The sequence below is a fragment of the Arenimonas sp. genome (assembly GCF_035721105.1).
In the GTDB taxonomy this organism is placed as follows: Bacteria; Pseudomonadota; Gammaproteobacteria; order Xanthomonadales; family Xanthomonadaceae; genus Arenimonas.
Map to the genome: position 1 here is coordinate 17799 of NZ_DASTNG010000010.1, position 21903 is coordinate 39701.

Sequence of the window (21903 nt, forward strand, 5' to 3'; positions counted from 1 at the left end):
CGCCGCAAGCGCGGCGCCCGGCGCCGCGGTCGTTCAGCCCCCGGCGTCGAGGTCCACCCACACCAGCCGGTGGTCGGTGGCCTGCAGCCAGGCGTGGCCGCGCTCGCCCTCGCGCGGCCAGAACACGCCGCTGGCCTTCACCGGCAGGCCGACCGAAGGCAGCACGTAGTCCACCCGGTAGTTGCCGTTGCGCGGGCCGAACGAGGCGGTGTCGTGCGCGGGCGCGGAGCGGTGGCCGGTGTTGCCGCCGCCGGTGCGCTGGCCCGCCTCCACGGCGCCCTCGCTGCGCGGCGTGGCGTAGCGCAGCACGCGCGGATGTTCCAGCAGCTGCTGGATCGTGCCCGGCAGGCTGCCGCCGTCGGCGGGGTCGGCGTTGTAGTCGCCGACGATCACGAAGCGCTCGCCCGCAGGCAGGCCACCGCAGCGGCCGGCGTCATCGCACAGCCAGGGCTTGTCGCCCGGCGACAGGTATTCGGCCCACAGCCGGATCTCGTCGTGGTTGCGCGCGGCGTTGCGGCGCTCGGGGCCATCGAAGACCGGCGGGGTGGGGTGCGCGGCCAGGAGGTGGATGCGGCCCAGCGGCGTGTCGATCGGCAGGTCCCAGTGCGACTTCGAGCTCAGCCGCAGCTGTTCCCAGATCGCCGGGGGGTAGAAGGGCTTGCCGGTATCGGGCCGCATCGGCTGCCTCGCGCCCGGCATCGCGCTCCAGCGCAGCAGGCGGAAGCTGCGCGCGGCGCCGGCGTCGATCGGATGCATCGACAGCACCAGCATGCCGTACTGCCCCGGGTGCAGGCCGTAGCCCCAGGCGTCGTTGCCGTGGAAGCGGCCCTCGCCGCCGACCCGGCCGTCGCCGTCGAGGTCGAGCCCGCTGGGCACGCCGGTGTTCACCTCGGCGAGGTAGCGGTAGGGATAGCGGATCGGCTCGCCGCCGTCCTGCGACACCCCGAGGTAGCGCGACTGGAACAGGTCGGCCGCCAGGCCCGCCGCGTCGTAGTCGAACTCGTTGAGCAGCACCACGTCCGGCCGCATCGCCTGCAGGGTGGCGGCGATCTTGCGGGCGTCGTCGTCGCCCTGGTCCAGCCGCTCGATCAGGCCGCCGTGGGTCTCGTCGTACAGCGACGTGTTGAAGGTGGCGACGCGAAGCGTCATGGCGGGCTCCGCGGAGGCGCTGGCGGCGGCCGGTGCCGGCGTACGGCAGCCGGCCAGCAGGACGAGGGACAGCAGGGCAAGGGCGAGGTGGGTTCTCATGCGCGGCGATTGTGCCCGAAGCCCGGCCGCCGGGCGATGCGATTCATTCGGGCATGGGCTTCCAGTCCGCCCCGTCCAGGAACTCCAGCGGGCGGTAGCCGCGCTTGTAGGCCATCTTCGGGTGCCCCTCGAGCCAGAAGCCGAGGTAGAGATGCTCGCGCCCCTCGTCGCGGGCCCGCTGCACCTGCCGCAGGATGGCGTAGGTGCCCAGGCTGCGGGCCGCTTCCTCCGGGGCATAGAAGGTGTACACGGCCGACAGCGCGTCGCCGACGACGTCGGTAACGGCCACCGCCAGCAGCTCGCCCCCGCGCCGGAACTCCATGAACTCGGTCGGGCTCCAGGGGCAGGCCAGGAAGGCATCGAAGTTCGCGGGCGCCGGATCGTCCATGCCGCCGCCGACGTGCCGGGTGTCGAGGTAGCGCCGGTACAGCGCGAAGTTCTCGGCCGTCCGCCGCGCCGGCACGCTGCGCACCTCCAGGTCCGCATTGCGGGCCAGGCAGCGCTTCTGGGCCCGGTTGGGCGCGAACCGGCGCACCGGGATGCGCACGGAGATGCAGGCGCGGCAGCCCACGCAGTGCGGCCGGTACACATGCCCGCCCGAACGCCGGAAGCCCATCGCCAGGGCGCGGCCGAACAGCGTGGGCAGGTAGGGATCGGTAGGGTCTATGATCAGGTCGCGCGACAGTCGGTCCGGCCAGTAGCCGCAGGCGTGCTCGACGGTCTGGAACAACCGGATGTGGTGCTGGTTTCCCATGCCCCCAGTCTATCCCCGGGCGCGGACCTGGCGCACGGCTTGGCATACGGCCCGACGTACAGCCTGATGCTTCCCGGCAGCGCCGCCGCCCGCAGACATAGGTCTGCGGCCCGACTCGGGAGCGTCATCCTGACCACCGATGTCGGCCGTTCCGGCCTCCTGCCTCCACTGCCGCAGACCTATGTCTGCGTGCGACGTCGCCCCGGAAGCCAGTCGCACACCGGGAGGAGGTCAAGTGCCAAAGCCAATACCAACGGGCACGTGCTGGCAGGTCATCCATGATTGCAGGGCGTGTTCGGCCATCCGTGCGCGTTGCGCACGCCATGATCGTCGCGGCTTTTGACTTCGTTCCGGTGTGCGGCTGAAGGTCGGGGCGGCGCCCTGCGACGAGGTGGTTCGACGAAGTGGAGGCAGGAAGCCGGAACGGCCGCCACTCAATGGACAGGACGTCGTGTTGAGTGGCGGTCGGCGAACCACCTCGTTGCAGGGCGCCGCTGCCGTGAGGCCACGCGCCGCGCGCCACGCGCCGTTCGCTGGGCGCTCGGCGCGCCCGAGGTCAGAGGGCGACGCCGAGGCGCTGGCCGACGCGCGTCGGGGTCTCGGTGGCGAAGGCGTCCAGCGCGACCGCGTCGCACGGGAACAGCAGGATCACGGTGGAGCCGTAGTTGAAGCGCGCCATTTCCGCGAAACGGTCCAGCGTGATGCCCTGGCCCCGCCAGTCGCGGCGTACCGGCTTGTGCGCGTAGGGCGGGATTTCCTCCCCGTTCCACACCGACTCCACGCCCGAGACCAGCAGCGCCCCGACCATCACCGAACACATCGGCCCGAACGCCGTGTCGAAGTGGCAGACCAGGCGCTCGTTGCGCGCGAACAGCCGCGGGATCGCCTGCACGCCCCAGGGCGCCACCGTGAACAGACGGCCCGGCACGTGCAGCGTCTCGACCAGGGTGCCTTTCCACGGCATGTGCACCCGGTGGTAGTCGCGCGGCGACAGATAGATGTTGGCGAACCAGCCGTCCGCGTAGGGCGCGGCCATTGCCTCGTCGCCCAGCAGCTCGGCGGCGGTGAAGGCCTGGCCCTTGGCCTGGAAGATACGCCCCGCCTCGATGCGGCCGGCCTGGCTGATCTTGCCGTCGGCCGGCATCAGCAGCGTGCGCGGGTCGGCGTCGGCCACGCGCGCGCCGGGCTTGAGCTCGCGGGTGAAGAACGCGTTGAAATGCGGGTAGTTCGTGGCCACCGGATCGGCGGCCTCGGCCATGTCGACGTTGAACTTGCGCACCACCAGCCGGATCAGCCAGTCCTTGAACCAGCCGGTGCGGGTGCGCGCGACGCCGTAGGCGATCCGCGACAGCAGGCGGTGCGGCAGCACGTACTGCAGGAAGACCTTCGGGCTCATGGCGCGGCCTCCGACAGCAGGACCAGGTCGGCGGCGATGTCGGCCGGCACGAAGGGCGGACGGATCAGGCCGGCCTGGCGCCCCTGCGGGTCGATCACGACCAGGGCCGAGGAGTGGTCCATGGTGTAGTCGCCGCCGTCGGTGGCCACCTTCATGTAGACCAGGCCCAGGCTGCCGGCGAAGGCCTGCAGCGCGCCCTGGCTGCCGGTGGCCGCCAGCGTGGCCGGGTGGAAGTAGGCCGCGTACTCGCCGGTCTTGGCCGGGGTGTCGCGCTCCGGGTCGATGGACACGAACAGCACCTGCGGCCGCCGCGCCTCCGGCAGGTCGGCCCAGGCCTTCTGCGCCTGCGCCAGCTCGGACAGCGTGGTGGGGCAGACGTCGGGGCAGTGGGTGAAGCCCAGGAACACCACCGTCCAGCGGCCCTGCAGCTCGGCGGGTTCCAGCGGCGTGCCGTCGGACTGGTCCAGCGCGAACGGCGCCAGGACGCGCGGGCTGGAGAACAGGCGGGTCGCCTTGAGGCGGGCCGGGTCGACGGCCGGGGCGGCCGGCGTGGTCGCGGCCGGGCCGGACGGCGCCGGCACCAGCACGAGCTGGGCGGCCCAGAGGCCGAGGCCGGCGGCGAGCGCGGCGACGAGGATCAGCAGGGTGGTGCGATTGAACACGGCGTGTCCCGGAAGGGCGGCAAGGCGGCAATTATAGCGGGCGCGCGGCTATACTCGCGGCATTGCAAGGGCTTGGCGCACATGTCGATAGAACTCGTCACCATCGTGGACTTCATCCGCTACGGCGCCAGCCGGTTCGGCGCCGCCGGCCTGACTTTCGGTCACGGCCACGACAACGCCCTCGACGAGGCGACCCAGCTGGTGCTGCACGCCCTGCACCTGCCGCCCGACCTGGGCCCGGCCTATGGCCAGGCCAAGCTGGTGGCGGAGGAGCGCATCGCCGTGCTGGCGCTGTTCGAGCGCCGCATCCAGGAGCGCATCCCGGCCTGCTACCTCACGGGCGAGGCCTGGTTCGCCGGCCTGAGCTTCAAGACCGACAGCCGCGCGCTGGTGCCGCGTTCGCCGATCGCCGAGCTGATCGAGACCGGCTTCGAGCCCTGGCTGGGCGGCCGGGAAGTCAACCGCGTGCTCGACATGTGCACCGGTTCGGGCTGCATCGCCATCGCCACCGCCCACTACCACCCGCACTGGCAGGTGGACGCGGCCGACCTGAGCGAGGACGCGCTGGCGCTGGCCGCCGAGAACAAGGTCCGGCTGATGGCGGACAACGTGCGCCTGGTCCAGTCCGACCTGTTCAAGAACCTCGATGGCGAGGTCTATGACCTGATCGTCACCAATCCGCCCTACGTGACCCACGCCGAGACCGACGCGCTGCCGCCGGAGTACGCGCACGAACCCGACCTGGGCCTGCGCGCCGGCGAGGACGGCCTGGACCTGGCGCTGGAAATCCTGCGCGACGCACCGCGGCACCTCTCTGAGAACGGCCTGCTGATCTGCGAAGTCGGCGAGAGCGAGCACGCTCTGGTTGCGCTGCTGCCGGAGCTGCCGCTGGCCTGGGTCGAGTTCAAGGTCGGGCAGATGGGCATCTTCGTCGCCGAGCGCGAGGACCTGGTGGCGCACCACGCGCGCATCAAGGCCCTGGCCGACGCCCGGCGCGGTTGAGCCGGGGATGAGCGACAACAGTTTCGGCCGGCTGCTGCGCGTCACCACCTTCGGCGAAAGCCATGGCCCGGCCATCGGCTGCGTCATCGACGGCTGCCCGCCCGGCATCGCGATCGCGGCCGGTGATTTCCGCGCCGACCTCGATCGCCGCGCCACCGGGAAGTCGCGCCACACCTCGCAGCGGCACGAGGCCGACGAGGTCGAGATCCTCAGCGGTGTCTACGAGGGCCGCACCACCGGCACCCCGATCGGCCTGCTGGTGCGCAACACCGATGCGCGCAGCAAGGACTACGGCAAGATCGCCGAACAGTTCCGCCCCGGGCACGCCGACTACACCTACCTGCACAAATACGGCCTGCGCGACCCGCGCGGCGGCGGCCGCAGTTCGGCGCGCGAGACCACGATGCGGGTGGCGGCGGCGGTGATCGCCAAGAAATGGCTGGCCGAGCGCCACGGCATCACGGTGCAGGCGCACGTCTCGCAGATCGCCGACCTCCGCCCGCGTGCGTTCGACGCCGCGGCGATCGAAGGCAATCCGTTCTTCTGGCCCGATGCGTCGCAGGTCGCCGAGCTCGAGGCCTTCATGGACGCGCTGCGCAAGTCCGGCGATTCGGTCGGCGCCCGCGTGGACGTCGTCGCCCGCAACGTCCCGCCGGGCTGGGGCGAGCCGGTGTACGGCAAGCTCGACGCCGACATCGCCGCGGCCATGATGTCGATCAACGCCGTGAAGGGCGTCGAGATCGGCGCCGGTTTCGCGGCGGTGCTGCAGAAGGGCACCGAGCATCGCGACCTGATGTCGCCCTCCGGCTTCGCCAGCAACCATGCGGGCGGCATCCTGGGCGGCATCAGCAGCGGCCAGGACATCACCTGTTCGGTGGCGTTCAAGCCCACCTCCAGCCTGCGGCTGCCGGGGGCCACGGTGGACACGGCCGGCCAGCCGGTCGACATCATCACCACCGGCCGCCACGACCCCTGCGTCGGCCTGCGCGCCCCGCCCATCTGCGAGGCCATGCTGGCCCTGGTCCTGATGGACCACGCCCTTCGCCATCGCGCCCAGTGCGGGGATGTGGGCCCGGTCGTGCCCCGGGTGGCCGGCGGTGGTGGGTGAGCGCGATTCGAACGCGGATCAGAGCGGAAACCCCGGATAAGAGCGGATACCGCTTTTGCTTGGGTGCGCGAAAACGAGTGCCCGGGGTGTCCGGCCTTGCCTGAGGCTTTGCTTCGGCGCGCGCCAGCTCCCGGGCCGGATCCATTCAGGACTTATCCGCCTTTATCCTTCTTTTCCGATTTGATCCGCGTTCAAATCTAGATCCCCTGGAAGCACGAGCCCCATGAGCAAGACATACACAGTCGCCATCGTCGGTGCCACCGGTGCCGTTGGCGAGACGATGCTTTCGATCCTGGCCGAGCGGCAGTTCCCGGTCGGGACCCTGCACCTGCTGGCCAGCGAGCGCTCCGCCGGCGCCAAGCTCCGCTACGGGGCGCGCGAACTGGTCGTGCAGGACCTCGCCACGTTCGACCCGGCCGGCGTCGACATCGCCCTGTTTTCCGCGGGCGGCTCGATTTCGAAGGCGTTCGCGCCGAAGTTCGCGGCCGCGGGCGCGGTGGTCATCGACAACAGTTCGGCGTTCCGCCAGGACGACGACGTGCCGCTGGTCGTGGCCGAAGTGAATCCCGAAGCCATCGCCGATCGCCCGCGCGGCATCATCGCCAACCCCAACTGCTCGACCATGCAGATGCTGGTGGCGCTGGCGCCGATCCATCGTGCGGTCGGCATCACCCGCATCAACGTCGCCACCTACCAGTCGGTGTCGGGCGCCGGCCGCAGCGCGATGGAGGAGCTGGGTCGCCAGACCGCCGCCATGCTCGGCTTCCAGAACCACGCCCCCGAGAAGTTCCCGGTGCAGATCGCCTTCAACCTGATCCCGCACATCGACGAGTTCATGGACAACGGCTACACCCGCGAAGAAATGAAGATGGTGTGGGAGACCCGCAAGATCCTGGGCGACGACGGCATCAGCGTGAACCCGACCGCCGTGCGCGTGCCGGTGTTCTACGGCCACTCCGAGGCGGTGCACCTCGAGACCCGCGACAAGCTCTCGGCCGCGGACGCCCGCGCCCTGCTCGAGGCTGCGCCGGGTGTCGAAGTGGTCGACGACCGCGCGCCCGGCGGCTACCCGACGCCGGTGACCCACGCCGCCGGGACCGACCCGGTCTACGTCGGTCGCATCCGCGAGGACCTGTCGCATCCGCACGGCCTGGACCTGTGGATCGTGTCGGACAACATCCGCAAGGGCGCCGCCCTCAATGCGGTGCAACTGGCGGAACTCGTGGTCAAAGCGGGCGGCTGACCGGTATATTCGAGCCGTCGTACCGTCGGGACCGCTGCAGGGGAGCGGTCGCGCCAGCCTTCATCGGGGAGATTCGAAGCGTGAAAAAACGCCATCTGCAGCTACCGCTCGCCCTGGCCCTGGCCCTGGGCGCTTCCAGCGCGCACGCGCTGGGCCTGGGCCAGATCCAGGTCAAGTCCGGGCTGAACGAGCCCCTGGTCGCCGAGATCCCCATCCTGTCGGCGGCGCCCGGCGAGCTCGACGAGCTCGAGGTGCGCCTCGCCTCGCCCGAGGCCTTCGCCCGCGTCGGCCTCGAGCGCCCGGTCGGCCTGACCGCCAACCTGCAGATGAGCGTCGGCCGCAACGCCGCCGGCCAGCCGGTGATCCGCGTCACCACCGATTCGCGCTTCACCGAACCCTTCCTGACCTTCCTGATCGAGGCCAACTGGGGCCGCGGCAGCGTGGTGCGCGAATACAGCGCCCTGGTCGATCCGCCCTACATCGCGCCGGCCGTCATCCGCCCGCTGGAAGCGCCGGTGTCGGCCGCGCCCGCGCCCTACGTCGCGCCGCCGCCGGCCCCGATGCCCGAGCCGGTCGAGACCACGCCGCTGGCCGATCCCGAGCCGGTGCTGACGGTCACCGACATCCCGCCGGAGGCGCCGGCGCCGCAGGCCGAGCCGCTGCCGCCGGAGCCGGCGCCCGCGCCGGTGCTGCCCGAGCCCGAGGCCGAGCCCGAGGTCGCGGCGGTGCCGCCGGCCCCGGAGCCCGAGCCCGTGCCGACCCCGGAACCTGCACCCGAACCGACCCCGGAGCCGGTCGCCGCCGCCCCCGAACCCGCCCCGGTCGCGCCGCCTGCGCCTGCGCCCGCACCGACCCCGGCGCCGGCCGACAGCTACGGCCCCGTCAGCGAAGGCCAGACCCTCTGGAGCATCGCCAACGGCGCGCGCCCGGACCGGGCGGTCACCATCAACCAGATGATGCTGGCGCTGCAGCGGGCCAACCCCGAGGCCTTCATCGACGACAACATCAACCAGCTCAAGCGCGGCGCCGTGCTGCGCATCCCGGCGCGCGAGGAAGTGCTGACGCTGGGTGCCGACGAGGCCGCCGCGCTGGTGCGCGAGCAGGCCAGCGCCTGGCAGGCGCGCCGCCAGCCGGTGCCGCAGCCGGCCGAGTCCGTGGCCCAGGCGCCGTCGCGCCCGGCCGCGCGTCCGGCCCCGGGCGCCGCCGCCGACGGCCGGCTCGAGATCGTGCCGCCGTCCGGCAACGAGCGCGCCGCCCGCGGCGTCCAGTCCGGCGCCAGCGGTGACGGCACCGGCACCGAGTTGCGCGCCGAGCTGACGCAGGCCCGCGAAGACCTGGCCGCCCGCCAGTCGGAAGTGGCCGAACTGCGCTCCCAGCTGACCGAGCTGGACGAGCAGCAGGCCGACAGCGAGCGCCTGGTGGCCCTGCAGGACAGCCAGCTCAAGGCGCTCCAGGACCGCCTGGGCCAGCCCGAGCCGGCCCCGGCCCCGACGCCCGCCCCGACTCCCGAAGCGGCCCCGGCCGACACCGCCGCGGCCCCGGTCGCGGCGCCGCCGGCCCCGGCGCCCTGGTACATGAATCCGCTGGTGCTGGTGGGTGCCGGGCTGGTGCTGCTGGGCGGCCTGGTGCTGGCCCTGCGTGGCCGCCGCAGCAAGGCCCCGCTGCCCAGCCCGTCGCGCCGCATTTCCGACGACGATGCCGTGCGCGCCAGCCTGCCCGGCGCCCAGCGCGCGGCGCCGGTCGCGACCGACGCCGAGCCCGAGGCCACGGACGACGCGGCGCCGGCGGTGGACGAGAACCTGCTGCGCCTGCAGAAAGCCCTGCGCGAACGCCCCGGCGACCTCGAGGCCCACATCGGCCTGCTGCGCTACCACTACTCGCGCGGCGAAGCCGCCGAGTACGAGCGCGCCGCCCAGGCGATGCGCATCCAGGTCCGCAGCACGCTCGACCCGCGCTGGCGCGAGGCCGTGGTCATGGGCGCCTCGCTGGCCCCGGGCAACGCGCTGTTCAGCCAGGCCGGCTGGAACACGCCGCGCTTCGGCGACACCGGCGTGATGGCCTCGACCGCGAAGCCGGCCGCTCCGGCGCCGGCGCCCGCCGCCGAGCCGGTGCCCGACCTGGACGACCTGGACGCGATCGATGTCGCGCCGCGGGCGTCCACCGCGCCGGTCGACCAGGACGAAGACTGGGAGCGCATCACGCACGGCGGGGCCGGCGTCCGCCTCACCGCGCCCGCGCCTGAACCGGAACCGGAACCCGCGCCGACCGCCGAGGCCGAGCCCGAGCCCGACTTCACCGCCACCGACGATCAGGCGTTCGACGCCGGGTTCGACGCGGCTCCGGACGCGGCGGACGCCGACGATGACGGCAGCGCCACCAAGATCGAGCTGGCCCGGGCCTACCTCGACATCGGTGACGTCGAAGGCGCCCGGGGCATGCTCGAGGAAGTGCTGGCCGAGGCCGGTCCGGCCGGTCGCGCCGAGGCCGCCCGCCTGCTCAAGGACATCGGCTAACTGCGCTACGCACTGGGCATCGAATACGACGGCAGCGGCTTCCAGGGATGGCAGCGGCTGTCGCACGGTGCCTCGGTGCAGGCCGAGGTGGAGAAGGCGCTGTCCTTCGTCGCCAACCATCCGCTCGACGTGGTGTGCGCGGGCCGTACCGACAGCGGCGTGCACGCCAGCGGCCAGGTGGTGCACCTGGATTCCGACTCGGGCCGCACGCCGTTCGCGTTCCGGCAGGGCGCCAACAGCCGGCTGCCCGGCAGCATCGCGGTGCTGTGGTGCCAGCCGGTGGCGCAGGACTTCCACGCGCGCTACTCGGCGCGGGCGCGCCGCTACCGCTACAGCATCCTCAACCGCGGCATGCGCCCGGCCATGCTGCGCGACTACCTCACCTGGGAGCGCCAGCCGCTGGACGCCGACGCCATGCACCGTGCGGCGCAGGCGCTGGTGGGCGAGCACGACTTCAGCGCGTTCCGCACGGTGCACTGCCAGGCGCCGCATCCCAACCGCAACGTGCACGAGATCAAGGCCTGGCGCGAAGGTGACCGCGTGATCGTGGAAGTGCAGGCCAATGCCTTCCTGCACCACATGGTCCGCAATTTCGTCGGCAGCCTGCTGCTGGTCGGCCGCGGCGAGCGCCCGGAAGCCTGGGTCGGCGAGCTGCTGGCCGGCCGCGACCGCGCCGTCGCCGGCCCCACCGCGCCCTCGAGCGGCCTGGTCTTCCTGGGCCCGCGCTACCCCGCCGAATGGGGCCTCCCCCCCGAAGTCACCCTCTGACCCCTGGCCGCGAAGCCCCTCTGTAGGAGCGCCTTCAGGCGCGAATCTTTTCGCGGTCACCCGGCAACGGACGAGGCCGACGCCGGGAACGAGGGAAAGCTTCGCGCCTGAAGGCGCTCCTACAGGGGAGGGCGGGGCGTACACGGGGCGAGCACGGCGGGCGGCTACAATGGCGGCATGAGGACGCGCATCAAGTTTTGCGGAATGACCCGGCCGGGCGACGTGCGGCTGGCGGTCGAGCTGGGCGTGGATGCGCTGGGCTTCGTGTTCGCGGCCAACAGCCCGCGCCGGCTCGGCATCGAGCCGCTGGAGGGGCTGCGCCAGGCGGTGCCGCCGCTGGTGGATGCCGTGGCCCTGTTCATGGACAACCCGGGCAGCGAAGTCGCCGCCGCCATCAAGGTCCTGCGGCCGACCCTGCTGCAGTTCCACGGCAGCGAGGACGACGCCTTCTGTCGCGGCTTCGGCCTGCCCTTCATCAAGACCGTGCCGATGGGGCAGGGCGCCGACGATGCGGCGATGGCGCGGAAACGCTACCCTTCGGCCAGTGCCTTCCTGCTCGACGGCCATGGCCCCGGCCAGCCCGGCGGCCGCGGCGAGCGCTTCGACTGGACCACCATCCCCCCGCTGGGCAAGCCGGTCTTCCTGGCGGGCGGCCTGTCGGCGGCGAACGTGGGCCAGGCCATCCGCACCGCGCGGCCCTTCGCCGTCGACGTGTCGAGCGGGATCGAGAGCGCGCCGGGCATCAAGGACGGCGACAAGATGCAGCAATTCGTAGACGAGGTTCGACGTGCAGACCGCAGTTCCCATGAATGACATCCCCCGGACCGAAGACATCGCCGATTTCGGTGCCTGGCCCGATGCCGCGGGGCACTTTGGCCGCTATGGCGGCGTGTTCGTCTCCGAGACCCTGATCGGGCCGCTGCGCGAGCTCGAGGCCGCCTACGAGAAATACCGCAAGGACCCGGAATTCCTGGCCGAGCTGCGGCACGACTACCGTCACTACGTCGGCCGCCCCAGCCCGATCTACGAAGCGGCGCGGCTGAGCGCGCACGTCGGCGGTGCCCGCATCCTGCTCAAGCGCGAGGACCTCAACCACACCGGCGCGCACAAGATCAACAACACCATCGGCCAGGGCATGCTGGCCAAACGCATGGGCAAGACCCGCATCATCGCCGAGACCGGAGCCGGCCAGCACGGCGTGGCCTCGGCCACGGTGGCGGCGCGACTGGGCCTGGAGTGCGTGGTCTACATGGGCGCCACCGACGTCGAGCGGCAGGCGCCGAACGTGTTCCGCATGAAGCTGCTGGGCGCCACCGTGGTGCCGGTGACCTCGGGCAGCAAGACCCTCAAGGACGCGCTCAACGAAGCCATGCGCGACTGGGTCACCAACGTGCACGACACCTTCTACATCATCGGCACCGTCGCCGGCCCGCACCCGTACCCGAAGCTGGTGCGCGACTTCAACGCCGTGGTCGGCCAGGAGTCGCGGGCGCAGATGCTCGAGGAATACGGGCGCCTGCCGGACGCCGTCACCGCCTGCGTGGGCGGCGGCAGCAACGCCATCGGCATGTTCCATGCCTTCCTCAACGACCGCGACGTGGCCATCGTCGGCGCCGAGGCCGCGGGCGACGGCGTCGAGACCGGGCGCCACTCGGCTTCGCTGGTGGCCGGCCGCCCGGGCGTGCTGCACGGCAACCGCACCTACGTGATCTGCGACGACGACGGCCAGATCACCGAGACGCATTCGATCTCGGCCGGCCTCGACTACCCGGGCGTCGGCCCCGAGCACGCCTTCCTCAAGGACAGCGGCCGCGCCACCTACGTCGGCATCACCGACGACGAGGCGATGGAAGCCTTCCACCTGCTGGCCCGCACCGAAGGCATCCTGGCCGCGCTGGAGTCCAGCCACGCCGTTGCCCAGGCGATGAAGCTCGCCCGCGACCTGCCGAAGGATGCGCTGGTGCTTTGCAACCTTTCCGGGCGTGGCGACAAGGACATCTTCACCATTGCGCGGCGCGAGGGTATTGCGCTCTAGCTTCGTGTGGCTTTTTATTTTTTGACACGGAAAGAGCGGATAAACACGGATAGAGCAAAATCCGTGGGGTGGTTTTCGCCGGCCTGTCGCCATGCGCCGAGAACCCATCCAATTCGCTTTATCCGTGTTCATCCGTGTTTATCCGCTCTTTCCGTGTTGAGAACCCCATGTCCCGAATCGCCGCCAAGTTCCGCTCCCTCGCCGAAGCCAAGCGCAAGGCGCTCGTTCCGTTCGTGACGGCGGGGGATCCCTCGCTGGAGGCGACGGTGCCGGTGATGCATGCGCTGGTGGCCGCGGGCGCCGACGTGATCGAGCTCGGGGTGCCCTTCTCGGACCCGATGGCCGACGGGCCGGTGATCCAGCGCAGCTCCGAGCGCGCGATCGAGCGCGGGGCCGGCGTGCGCTACATCCTCGCGGCGGTGGCCGAGTTCCGCCGGGTCGACGCGGAGACGCCGGTGGTGCTGATGGGCTACCTCAACCCGGTCGAGATGTGGGGCGCCGCGCGCTTCGCCGAGGCCGCGGCCGAAGCCGGCGTGGACGGCGTGCTGCTGGTCGACCTGCCGCCCGAGGAGGCCGGTCCGACCCGCGACGCCTTCAACGCCGCCGGCCTGGACCTGATCTCGCTGGCCGCGCCCACCACCACGCCCGATCGCCTGGCGCGCCTGGCCACCGAGTCGCAGGGCTACCTGTATTACGTCTCCTTCGCCGGCGTCACCGGCGGCGGCCAGCTCGACACCACGGCCGTGCTGGCCAAGGCGGGCGACCTGCGGCGCCAGGCCAAGGTGCCCGTGCTGGTCGGGTTCGGCATCCGCGACGCCGCCTCGGCCGCGGCCCTGGCCCCGGCCGCCGACGGCATCGTGGTCGGCAGCGCCCTGGTCGATGCCCTGGCGGGCGCGGCCACGCCGGCCGACGCCGCCGCGCGCGCCGGGGCCTTCCTGGCGCCGCTGCGCGGTGCCCTGGACGCCCACGCCTGAGCCGGCGGGGCGGGGGCCTTCCGGGCGGGGCCATTCGGGCTAAACTTCACGACCCGAACAAGACCGGTGGCTGAATGAGCTGGCTGACCAAACTGATGCCGTCCCGCATCCGCACCGAGGGCGGCGGCAAGCGCGCCGTGCCCGAGGGCCTGTGGGAGAAGTGCGACCGCTGCGGCGCGGCGCTGTACGGCCCCGAGCTGGAAAAGAACCTGCGGGTCTGCCCCAAGTGCAGCCACCACATGGCCATCGGCGCCCGCGAGCGCCTGGTTGCGTTCCTGGACGACGACAGCGGCGAGGAGATCGGCGCCGCGCTCGGCCCGGTCGACGCGCTGCACTTCAAGGACCAGAAGAAGTACGCCGACCGCATCAAGGCCGCGCAGAAGGCCACCGGCGAGCGCGATGCGCTGGTCGCGGTGCAGGGCAGGCTCAAGGGCCACGACATCTGCGTGGCGGCCTTCGAGTTCAAGTACATGGGCGGCTCGATGGGCTCGGTGGTGGGCGAGAAGTTCACCCTCGCCGCCGAGCGCGCGCTGGCCCTGGGCTGCCCGCTGGTGTGCTTCTCGGCCACCGGCGGCGCGCGCATGCAGGAAGGCCTGTTCTCGCTGATGCAGATGGCCAAGACCTCGGCGGCGCTGGGTCGCCTGCGCGCGGCCGGGCTGCCCTTCGTATCGGTGCTCACGCACCCGACCACCGGCGGCGTCTCGGCCTCGCTGGGCATGCTGGGCGACATCAACGTCGGCGAGCCGCAGGCCCTGATCGGCTTCGCCGGCCCGCGCGTGATCGAGCAGACCGTGCGCGAGACCCTGCCCGAGGGCTTCCAGCGCTCGGAGTTCCTGGTCGAGCACGGTGCGGTCGACCTGATCATCGACCGCCGGCAGATGCGCGAGAAGCTGTCGGCCCTGCTGGCCCTGATGATGCGCCAGCCGATGCCCGCGCCGGACGCGGCGGCGAACGGCAACGGCGGCGCCTGAGCGCGATGTCGGAGCGCAAGTATTTCGGCACCGACGGCATCCGCGGCCGGGTGGGGCAGTGGCCGGTGTCGGCCGACTTCATGCTGCGCCTGGGCGCCGCCGCCGGCCGCGTGCTGGTCGCCGAGGGCCGCGACAGCGCCACCGTCGTGATCGGCAAGGACACCCGCATCTCGGGCTACATGTTCGAGGCGGCGCTGGAGGCCGGCCTGGTCGCCGCCGGCGCCGACGTGCGCATGCTGGGCCCGATGCCGACCCCGGCGGTGGCCTACCTCACGCGTTCGCTGCGCGCCGACGCCGGCATCGTCATCAGCGCGTCGCACAACCCGCACCACGACAACGGCATCAAGTTCTTCTCGGCCCAGGGCGAGAAGCTGGGCGACGCGCTGGAAGCCGCGATCGAGGCCGAGCTGGACAAGCCCTTCAGCACGGTCGAATCCGACCGCCTGGGCAAGGCCTCGCGCGTCACCGACGCGATGGCGCGCTACGCCGAGTTCTGCAAATCCACCGTGCCCGACGACTTCGTGCTCAGCGGCATGAAGCTGGTGCTCGACTGCGCCCACGGCGCCACCTACCAGGTCGCGCCGCGGGTGTTCTCCGAGCTCGGCGCCGTGGTCGACTGCATCGGCAACGAGCCCGATGGCCTGAACATCAACGACGGCGTCGGCTCCACCCATCCCGCCGCGCTGATCGCCCGCGTGCGCGAGACCGGCGCCGACCTCGGCATCGCCTTCGACGGCGACGGCGACCGCGTGCTGATGGTGGACGGGCAGGGGCGCCTGGTGGATGGCGACGGCCTGATCTGGCTGCTGGCCCGCGACTGGCACGCCAGCGGCCGCCTGCGCGGGCCGGTGGTGGGCACGCTGATGACCAACTACGCGATGGAGCGTTCGCTGGGCGAGCAGGGCATCGGTTTCCTGCGCGCCCGGGTCGGCGACCGCTACGTGCACCAGGCCCTGGTCGAACACGACGGCGTGCTGGGTGGCGAAGCCTCCGGCCACCTCCTGTGCCTGGACCGCGCCAGCACCGGCGACGCCATCGTCAGTGCGCTGCAGGTGATCGAAGTGCTGCGCCGCCGCGGCAAGTCGCTGCAGCAGGCGCTGGCCGCCTACCAGCCGCTGCCCCAGCAGACCGTCAACGTCCGGGTCGCCCCGGGCGTGAAGCCGCTCGACAGCGCCGCCGTGCAGGCCGCCCGCGCCGAGGCCGAGGCGGCCCTGGCCGGCCGCGGCCGCCTGGTGCTGCGGCCCTCCGGCACCGAGCCGGTGGTGCGCGTCACCGTCGAGGCCGACGACGACGGCCTGATGCGCCAGGTGCTCGACCGCCTGGCCGAGGTCGTGCGCGCCGCGACTTGAGCCGCGTCAAGGCCCGGCTCACGCCGCCGGGCCTAGAATCCCCCCATCGAAACCCTTCGGAAGCATCGCCGTGACCGCCAGCATCCCCACCCTCGACATCCAGCGCTTCGACACCGACCGCGACGCTTTCGTCGCCGAGCTCGGCGCCGCCTACCGGGAGTGGGGCTTCGCCGGCATCCGCAACCACGGCATCCCGCAGGCGCAGATCGATCGCGCCTACGACGTGTTCCAGCGTTTCTTCGCGCTGCCCGAGGACGTCAAGAAGCAGTACCACGTGCCCGGCGGCGGCGGTGCGCGCGGCTACACGCCGTTCGGCATCGAGACGGCGAAGGGCGCCAAGCACTTCGACCTCAAGGAGTTCTGGCACGTGGGCCGCGAGATCCCGCGCGACTCGAGGTACGCCGACGTGATGCCGCCGAACCTGTGGCCGGCCGAGATCCCGGAGTTCAAGGACGTCGCCTACGGCCTGTTCACCGCGCTCGACCAGCTGGGGTCGCGGGTGCTGTCGGCGCTGGCCCTGCACATCGACCTGCCGGCGGACTACTTCGCCGACAAGACCAATTTCGGCAATTCGATCCTGCGCCCGATCCACTACCCGCCGATCACCGCCGACGACATCCCGAACGTGCGCGCCGGCGCCCACGAGGACATCAACTTCATCACCCTGCTGGTCGGCGCCAGCGCCGCCGGCCTGGAAGTGAAGTCGAACCAGGGCGAGTGGGTGCCGTTCACCGCGGCCGAGGACACCATCGTGGTGAACATCGGCGACATGCTGCAGCGCCTGAGCAACCACGTGTACCCGTCCACCACGCACCGCGTGGTGAACCCGCCGGGCGAGGCCGCGCGCAAGCCGCGCTACTCGACCCCGTACTTCCTGCACCCGAACCCGGACTTCCTGATCAAGACCCTGCCGGGCTGCATCAGCGCCGGGAACCCGGACCGGTATCCGACCCCGATCACCGCCCACGAGTACCTCCTCGAGCGCCTGCGCGAGATCAAGCTGGTCTGACCTGGACTTGGCGCCGGCGGCACCGCGAAGGTGAGGGTCCTGGCGCGGTCGGCACCGCGAAGGTGAGGGTCCTGGCGCCGTCGGCACCGCGGAAGCGAGGGTCACTTCCTGCTCAGTGAAGCCTTTTATTTCGCAGGAAGTGACCCTCGCTTCCACGGCGCCGCCGGTGCGTGGCTGTCTGGGCGCGTGACGGAAGGCAGGTGGGGGCGCGCTCTGATGCTTGCGCGTTTCGATCCGGGTCGGGGCGGGGCATCTTTCCTGCGGATCCGGTTTGGCTAACCCGGTCGAGGCCCTTCGCCAGAGCTCGCCTGCTGTTCGCGTCCCTTCGGACACGGGCTGAGACGCCGGCGCGAGCCCGGAAGGTGGCCAGACCGGTAGTCCTCGCCGCCCGGCGGCGGGTGTGAGGGCTTGGCAAGTGTCTGCGGCGCATTTGAGGGATACAGGTAAGCCCAAAGCCGCAGCTGCGGCTGCTTGCGCAACAACGGCCGAGGCTTCGCTAACTGCGCGGCCTCTACGCTTTTGCAAAGGGCTGCGACGGAGATTCGGCAGTGCGGGTCGCCTTTCGCCTTGCTCCCACACCCGCCGCCGGGCGGCGAGCTGTTTCGAACTGGCGGTCTTCCGGGCTCGCGCCGGCGTCTCAGCCCGTGTCCGAAGGGACGCGAATAGGAGGCGAGGTGCAAACAAGCGCCTCGGCCGGGTTAGCCAAGCCGGATCCGCAAGAAAGATGCCCGGCCTTGGTCCTGATCGTCACGCGCAAGCATCGAAGCCTTCCAGCCACGGGCACTCCGTCCAAACCACCCGACAGGCCCCACCGGCCGCGCCGCGAAGGCGAGGGTCACTTCCCGCGAAATAAAGGCTTCACTGAGCAGGAAGTGACCCTCGTCTTCGCGGTGGGGCCGGCGCCAGACATCACCACCCTCAATCGGCGTCGCGGAAGTCCTTGGAGCGGGAGCTGATCAGGGCGCTGGCCAGGCGGTCGGGCAGGTACTTCGAGAGGGCGGCCAGCAGCTGGTTGGCGCGGCCGGTGACGACGCGGGGGCGGCCGGCCTCGACGGCATCGACGGCGAGCTTCGCGACCTGGGCGCTGGTGAGCCAGATGCCCTTGGGCAGCTGGCTGACCTTGTCGCGCATGCCGTTGACGTCGTGGAACTCGGTGTAGGTCATGCCCGGGCAGACCGCGGTGACGTGCACGCCGTGTTTCTTCATCTCCAGGTCCAGCGACTCCGAGAAGCGCACCAGCCACAGCTTGGTGGCGCCGTAGAGCGTGTGCCCGGCGGTCGCCGGCACCAGGCCCGCCAGCGAGGCGACGTTGAGGATGCGGCCGTGGCCCGCGGCCTCCATCGCCGGGAGGTAGCGGTGGGTGAGTTCGGCGACTGAGGTCATCAGCACCTGCAGGAAGTCCGCGTGGGTCTTCCAGTCGGCGGACAGGTAGCGGCCGGGCACGCCGTAGCCGGCGTTGTTGACCAGGGTCGAGATGAACAGGCCGCGGGCCTGGGTCTCGGCGAACAGGCGGGCGGGCGTGCCGGGGTCGGCCAGGTCGGCGGCGATCGCCTGGCAGTCGACCCGGGCCGACAGCTCGGCGGCCAGGGCCTGGAGCCGCTCGGCGCGGCGCGCCACCAGCACCAGCGGCACGCCGCGCGCGGCGTACTCGCGGGCGATGGCGGCGCCGATGCCGCTGGAGGCGCCGGTGACCAGGGCGTGGCCACGAACCGGGGACTGGGTCATGTTTCGGGAACTCCGTGGCAGGCGAGGGGCCTGGTTTCGCGCCATTATCACCGGGCGTGGCCGGTAATCGCCGCATGCGGACGGTTCCAGGCCGCCAAAGGAGCGGCATGAGCATCAAGCACCGCGCGTCCCCGGGTTTCCGGATCGCCGCCGCCCTGGCCCTGGCCTGGGCGGCCTGCCTTGCGCCGGTCGCGGCCGGCGAACTGCGGCTGCAGCTCGACGACGGCAGCCTGCCGGTGGCGGGCGCCGTGGCCAGCCTGCACGCCGAGGCCCGCGAGGCGCCGGGCGCGACCGCAGTGATGGACCAGCGCGACTCCACCTTCGTGCCCGGGGTCCTCGCGGTGCAGGTTGGCACCTCGGTCAGCTTCCCCAATTCCGACCGGGTCCAGCACCAGGTCTATTCCTTCTCGAAGCCCAAGCCCTTCGAGCTGCCGCTTTACGCCGGCACGCCGCGCGAGCCGGTGACCTTCGACCGGCCCGGCGTGGTGGTGGTGGGCTGCAACATCCACGACTGGATGATCGGCTACATCGTCGTGCTCGATACGCCGTACTTCGCGACGTCCGGCGATGACGGCGCGATCCGCCTGCAGGCGCCGCCGGGTCGCTACACGCTGCGGGTCTGGCATTCGCGCCTGGCCGAACCCCGGGAGGAGGCCGTGGAGGTCGGCACCGGCGCCAGCGAGCGCACGCTCACGCTGGCCCTGGGCCCGCCGCCGCCCGACCGCCGCGGCAACGACCGGCTGCGCGCCCTGCAGGATCGCCTGCGCAGCCTGCGGCGCGACCCCTGATGCACTGGCGCCTGCAAACCCGGATCGTCGCCCTGCTGATCCTGCTGGTGCTGGCGGCCCAGCTGGCGACCTTCGCGGTGGTGAACGTGGCCACCGGCCGCAGCGTCAGCGGCCAGCTCGAGGAGGAGCTGGTGGTCGCCGAGCGCGTCTGGCAGCGCTTCTACGACGCGCGCAGCCGGCAGCTGCTGGAGTCGACCCTGGTCCTGGCCGACGACTTCGGCTTCAAGGCCGCGGTGGCCAGCGGCGACGCCGCCACCATGGCCTCGGCGCTGCGCAACCAGGCCGCCCGCGTCGGCGCCGATGCCGCGGTGCTGCTGGGTCCCGACGGCGATGGCCGCGCCGCGCTGGCCGGCACCGACCCGGTGCGCCAGGCGCAGGCGCTGGCGCCCCTGCTGGCCCAGGCCCGCGCCGAGGGCTTCGCGCTGTCGGTGGTCGACCTCGACGGCCGCCTGCACGTGATGGCCCTGCTGCCGGTGCTCGCGCCGAACCAGATCGGCTGGGTCGCGATCGGTTCGACCTTCGGCGACGACTATGCCGGCGACTTCCGCGCCCTCACCGGCATCCACGCCAGCTTCGCCAGCCCGCGGGACAGGACCCTGCAGGTCTATGGCTCCAGCCTGGCGCCCGGCGCACGCGCGGCGCTGGGGCAGGTCCCGCCGGCGTCGCTGGCGCCCGACCGCCGCGTCCGGCCCATGGACCTGGCCGGGGACCGCTACTTCGCGCTGGCCGAGCCGCTGGCCGGGTCGGCCTCGGTGAACGTCGTGCTGCAGGGCTCGCTGGACGAGGCCATGGCGCCCTACGCCACGCTGAAGGACCGCATCCTGCTGCTGTCCGGCCTGGCCGCCCTGGTGGCGCTGGTGCTGGCCGGCCTGCTGGGGCGCGGCATCAGCCGCCCGGTCGTGCGCCTGGCCGAGGCCGCCCAGCGCATCCAGGCCGGCGACTACAGCCAGCCGATCGAGGCCCGCGGCCGCGACGAGATCTCGGGCCTGGCCAGCGCCCTGGGCCACATGCAGCAGGGCATCGCGGCCCGCGAGGCGCGGATCCTGCACCAGGCCAACCACGATGCCCTGACCGGGCTGCCGAACCGCGCCCGCGCCCGCGACCACCTGGAGCAGGCGCTGGCCACGCCGCATCCGGACGGCCACGCCTGCGCGGTGCTGATGCTCGACCTGGACCGGTTCAAGGAGATCAACGACACCCTCGGCCACGGCTTCGGCGACCAGGTGCTGCAGGAAGTGGGCAAGCGCCTGCGGCTGGCGGTGCGGCCCGAGGACCTGGTGGCGCGGCTGGGCGGCGATGAGTTCATGGTGATCATGCGCGACGTCGAGCGCGAGCACGTCCCGCGCCGCGCCCGCCTGCTGCTGGAGCAGCTGCGCGAGCCGCTGGACCTGCCCAGCACCCGCATCAACCTCGACTGCAGCATCGGCCTGGTGCTGTCGCCCGACCACGGCGAGGACGCCCAGACCCTGCTGCGCCGGGCCGACATCGCCCTGTACGACGCCAAGCACGCGCGCAGCGGCGTCGCCGTCTACCAGCCCGGGCGCGACGAGGTCCACCTGCGCCAGCTCACCCTGATGGGCGACCTGCGCCAGTCGGTGGCGCGCGGCGAACTGCGCCTGAAGTTCCAGCCCAAGGTCGACCTGGCCAGCCGCAGCGTGCACCACGTCGAAGCCCTGCTGCGCTGGCAGCACCCGACCCTCGGCGCGGTGCCGCCGGATGAGTTCATCCCGCTGGCCGAGCGCTCGGGCTTCGTGCACGAGCTCACCCGTTTCGTGGTGGAAGAGGCGCTGCGCCAGAACGCCAAATGGCGCGCCGAAGGCCTTGACCTGGGCATGGCCATCAACCTCTCGGCCATGGACCTGATGGACGCCGACCTGCCGGATTTCATCCATGACTGCCAGCGGCGCCACCAGGTGCCGCCGGCGAAGATCATCCTGGAGGTCACGGAAGGCGCGCTGATGCGCGACGTCGACTACGCCGTGCGCATGCTGCACCGCCTGCGCGCCGGCGGCATCCGGCTGTCGATCGACGACTTCGGCACCGGCTATTCCTCCCTGGCCCAGCTCAAGCGCATGCCGGTCGACGAGCTCAAGATCGACAAGAGCTTCGTGATGCAGATGACCGAGGGCAGCGACGACGCGGTGATCGTGCGCTCGACCATCGAACTGGGCCACAACATGGGCCTGGCGGTGATCGCGGAAGGCGTCGAGAGCGATTCCAGCCTGCAGCTGCTGCGCAAGTACCGCTGCGACATGGTGCAGGGCTATTTCTTCAGTCCGCCGATCGAAGCGGGCGAGCTGGCGGCCTGGTGCCAGCGCTTCGCCGGCGCCGAGGCTTGAGCCCGGGGCAGGGCTGTGG

General features: G+C 71.8%; 18 protein-coding genes. 13 read left to right on the forward strand and 5 right to left on the reverse strand.

From position 1 onward, the window contains the following. Positions 1-33: 33 nt before the first annotated feature. The 4 genes from VFQ84_RS00685 to VFQ84_RS00700 all read right to left on the reverse strand — a co-directional run bounded on the left by VFQ84_RS00685 (position 34) and on the right by VFQ84_RS00700 (position 4060). The gene (locus VFQ84_RS00685) at positions 34-1248 is read right to left on the reverse strand and encodes an endonuclease/exonuclease/phosphatase family protein (protein ID WP_325128156.1); all 1215 of its coding nucleotides are present in this window, start codon (positions 1246-1248) and stop codon (positions 34-36) included. 43 nt (positions 1249-1291) lie between these two features. Further along, positions 1292-2002 (reverse strand): arginyltransferase, encoded by a 711-nt coding sequence (locus tag VFQ84_RS00690; protein ID WP_325128158.1) that lies wholly within the window; start codon positions 2000-2002, stop codon positions 1292-1294. A gap of 556 nt (positions 2003-2558) precedes the next feature. Beyond that, complete coding sequence (asd, locus tag VFQ84_RS00695; protein ID WP_325128160.1) at positions 2559-3398, reverse strand: archaetidylserine decarboxylase; 840 nt, start codon at positions 3396-3398, stop codon at positions 2559-2561. Then, positions 3395-4060, reverse strand: a complete 666-nt coding sequence (locus VFQ84_RS00700; RefSeq protein WP_325128162.1) for an SCO family protein — start codon at positions 4058-4060, stop codon at positions 3395-3397. Before VFQ84_RS00700 ends, asd begins: the two co-directional genes overlap by 4 nt. An 81-nt stretch (positions 4061-4141) precedes the next feature. Here VFQ84_RS00700 and prmB point away from each other — a divergent pair, with 81 nt between their 5' ends. The 11 genes from prmB to VFQ84_RS00755 all read left to right on the forward strand — a co-directional run bounded on the left by prmB (position 4142) and on the right by VFQ84_RS00755 (position 17032). Continuing rightward, positions 4142-5062 (forward strand): 50S ribosomal protein L3 N(5)-glutamine methyltransferase, encoded by a 921-nt coding sequence (gene prmB, locus VFQ84_RS00705; protein WP_325128165.1) that lies wholly within the window; start codon positions 4142-4144, stop codon positions 5060-5062. A gap of 7 nt (positions 5063-5069) precedes the next feature. After that, positions 5070-6170, forward strand: coding sequence for a chorismate synthase (gene aroC, locus VFQ84_RS00710; protein ID WP_325128167.1), 1101 nt, complete (start codon positions 5070-5072; stop codon positions 6168-6170). Positions 6171-6393: 223 nt separating this feature from the next. After that, complete coding sequence (locus VFQ84_RS00715) at positions 6394-7413, forward strand: aspartate-semialdehyde dehydrogenase (protein ID WP_325128169.1); 1020 nt, start codon at positions 6394-6396, stop codon at positions 7411-7413. Positions 7414-7493: 80 nt separating this feature from the next. After that, positions 7494-9926, forward strand: coding sequence for a FimV/HubP family polar landmark protein (locus tag VFQ84_RS00720; protein ID WP_325128171.1), 2433 nt, complete (start codon positions 7494-7496; stop codon positions 9924-9926). Then, positions 9927-10694, forward strand: coding sequence for a tRNA pseudouridine(38-40) synthase TruA (truA, locus tag VFQ84_RS00725; protein WP_325128229.1), 768 nt, complete (start codon positions 9927-9929; stop codon positions 10692-10694). Between the two features lie 177 nt (positions 10695-10871). Further along, on the forward strand, positions 10872-11507 hold the full coding sequence (locus VFQ84_RS00730) for a phosphoribosylanthranilate isomerase (protein ID WP_325128174.1): 636 nt from the start codon (positions 10872-10874) through the stop codon (positions 11505-11507). Further along, positions 11500-12729: a tryptophan synthase subunit beta gene (gene trpB, locus VFQ84_RS00735; RefSeq protein ID WP_325128176.1), complete on the forward strand. Its 1230-nt coding sequence runs from the start codon at positions 11500-11502 to the stop codon at positions 12727-12729. The genes VFQ84_RS00730 and trpB overlap by 8 nt, the downstream gene beginning before the upstream one ends. Before the next feature lie 167 nt (positions 12730-12896). Beyond that, on the forward strand, positions 12897-13703 hold the full coding sequence (gene trpA, locus VFQ84_RS00740; RefSeq protein WP_325128178.1) for a tryptophan synthase subunit alpha: 807 nt from the start codon (positions 12897-12899) through the stop codon (positions 13701-13703). A gap of 74 nt (positions 13704-13777) precedes the next feature. After that, a complete protein-coding gene (gene accD / locus VFQ84_RS00745) occupies positions 13778-14674 on the forward strand; it encodes an acetyl-CoA carboxylase, carboxyltransferase subunit beta (RefSeq protein ID WP_325128180.1) in 897 nt (298 codons plus the stop codon). Positions 14675-14679: 5 nt separating this feature from the next. After that, positions 14680-16023: a phosphoglucosamine mutase gene (gene glmM, locus VFQ84_RS00750; RefSeq protein ID WP_325128182.1), complete on the forward strand. Its 1344-nt coding sequence runs from the start codon at positions 14680-14682 to the stop codon at positions 16021-16023. 70 nt (positions 16024-16093) lie between these two features. Then, positions 16094-17032 (forward strand): isopenicillin N synthase family dioxygenase, encoded by a 939-nt coding sequence (locus tag VFQ84_RS00755; protein WP_325128184.1) that lies wholly within the window; start codon positions 16094-16096, stop codon positions 17030-17032. Positions 17033-17950: 918 nt separating this feature from the next. On the opposite strand, the gene VFQ84_RS00760 is transcribed toward VFQ84_RS00755, so the two are convergent. Next, a complete protein-coding gene (locus VFQ84_RS00760) occupies positions 17951-18757 on the reverse strand; it encodes an SDR family oxidoreductase (protein ID WP_325128186.1) in 807 nt (268 codons plus the stop codon). Positions 18758-18864: 107 nt separating this feature from the next. On the opposite strand from VFQ84_RS00760, the gene VFQ84_RS00765 reads away from it, so the two are divergent. After that, positions 18865-19545: a methylamine utilization protein gene (locus tag VFQ84_RS00765; protein WP_325128188.1), complete on the forward strand. Its 681-nt coding sequence runs from the start codon at positions 18865-18867 to the stop codon at positions 19543-19545. Further along, positions 19542-21884 (forward strand): putative bifunctional diguanylate cyclase/phosphodiesterase, encoded by a 2343-nt coding sequence (locus tag VFQ84_RS00770; RefSeq protein WP_325128231.1) that lies wholly within the window; start codon positions 19542-19544, stop codon positions 21882-21884. The genes VFQ84_RS00765 and VFQ84_RS00770 overlap by 4 nt, the downstream gene beginning before the upstream one ends. The last annotated feature ends 19 nt before the right edge of the window (positions 21885-21903 follow it).